Below are 1590 nucleotides of genomic sequence, written 5' to 3' on the forward strand. Positions count from 1 at the left end.
GTCTAGGAACCCGACTCGGAGCCAGCAGCGCGGCGCCGTCAACCCTTCGACCGACCTACTCGTCGCCGTCCAGACCGGCGGCGGGCTCACCACCGGCGGCGGTGAACGCCGTGAGGGCGTGCACCAGGCCGCGGCGTTGCGCCGACGGCATCTTCTCGACGATCCCGGCGATCTCGCGGCGGCGGTGCGCCGTGACCTGTCGCACGATCTTGCGACCACGCGGTGAGAGCACCGCGAGCAGTTCTCGGCGCGACGTCGGGTGCGGCTGCCGATCGATCAGCCCGGCGCTCACCAGTCGGTCGACCATCCGGCCGGCCGCTGACGGCTTGACGTCGAGCAGGCCGGCCAGGGTGGCCAGGTTGACCGAACCGCGGCTGGAGAGGATCACCAAAGTGCGGAACTGCGGAAAGGTGATGCTGTCGTCGACCGCGGCGATCGAGCGAGCCGAAACGGCGACCAACAACCGGGAGGCGGTCAGCAACGCGTCGGTGATCGCGTCCACCGACTCCTCGGACGTCGTCGCGGTATCGCTGGACAACGTTCGCTCCTCTGCTTCCAAGCCGGACGGTTTGCCGCGACTCACAGCCGGTGCGCAGAACACTAACAGACAATCAAGGTATCCGTGTGCAACTATCGCTGTTGGCTACTATTATGTAAGCATCTGTTAACTCGGAAACGGCCTGACGAAGAAGTCACCGCACGCCTGCCTCTCGATCTGGTCCAGGAGGTTCGAATGAATATTGGTACCGGCAACTCTGCCACCCTCACCACCCAGGAGGCGGTGTGGGCGCTCGGCGATTACGCGCGGATGGCCGAAGAAGTCATGGCCCCGCTGGGGCCGGTGCTGGTCGACGCCGTCGGCATGGGACCCGGCGACCGCGTGCTCGACGTCGCCGCGGGTTCCGGCAACATCTCGATCCCGGCCGCCAGGACGGGTGCCGCCGTGGTGTCCAGCGACCTGACACCGGAGCTGCTGCAACGCTCACGGCAGCGCGCGGCGAAGCACGGAGTGGCGCTGGACTGGCGGCAAGCCGACGCAGAGCAACTTCCATTCTCCGACAACGAGTTCGACGCCGTCATCTCCGCGATCGGCGTGATGTTCGCGCCGCACCATCAGCGCGCAGCCGACGAGCTCGTGCGGGTATGTCGGCCCCGCGGCACGATCGGTGTGATCAGTTGGACACCTGACGGGTTCTTCGGCCGCATGCTCGCGGCCATCCGGCCCTACCGGCCCACCGTGGCACCGGGCACACCGCCGGCGGCGTTGTGGGGCCGCGGCAGCTACGTGCTCGGTCTATTGGGCAGCGGGGTCAGCGAGATGCAGACCCAGCGGCGCACACTGCAAGTGGATCGTTTCGACAGCCCGGAAGCCTGCCACCAATACTTCCGGCGGAACTACGGCCCCACAATCGACGCCTACCGCAATATCGGCGACAACGCAGTGCTGGCCAGGGCGCTGGACAACGAACTAATATCGCTGGCCGGCCAATACTGGGTGGACGGCATCATGGAGTGGGGCTATCTGCTGGTCAGCGCCCGGAAGCGATGAGCCGGCTCACCCGATGTGCAGCGGATCGACCTGCACCCGGA

At 66.8% G+C, this 1590-nt stretch carries 2 protein-coding genes; one reads left to right on the plus strand and one right to left on the minus strand.

Going from position 1 to position 1590, the window contains the following annotated elements:
• Positions 1-55 precede the first annotated feature (55 nt).
• Complete coding sequence (locus tag WA317_RS02580; RefSeq protein ID WP_425171550.1) at positions 56-538, minus strand: MarR family winged helix-turn-helix transcriptional regulator; 483 nt, start codon at positions 536-538, stop codon at positions 56-58.
• Between the two features lie 195 nt (positions 539-733).
• Here WA317_RS02580 and WA317_RS02585 point away from each other — a divergent pair, with 195 nt between their 5' ends.
• Positions 734-1549 carry a class I SAM-dependent methyltransferase gene (locus WA317_RS02585; RefSeq protein ID WP_425171551.1) on the plus strand — a complete coding sequence of 272 codons (816 nt, stop codon included), beginning with the start codon at positions 734-736 and terminating at the stop codon, positions 1547-1549.
• The last annotated feature ends 41 nt before the right edge of the window (positions 1550-1590 follow it).

The organism is Mycobacterium sp. (assembly GCF_049802695.1).
Lineage (GTDB): Bacteria > Actinomycetota > Actinomycetes > Mycobacteriales > Mycobacteriaceae > Mycobacterium.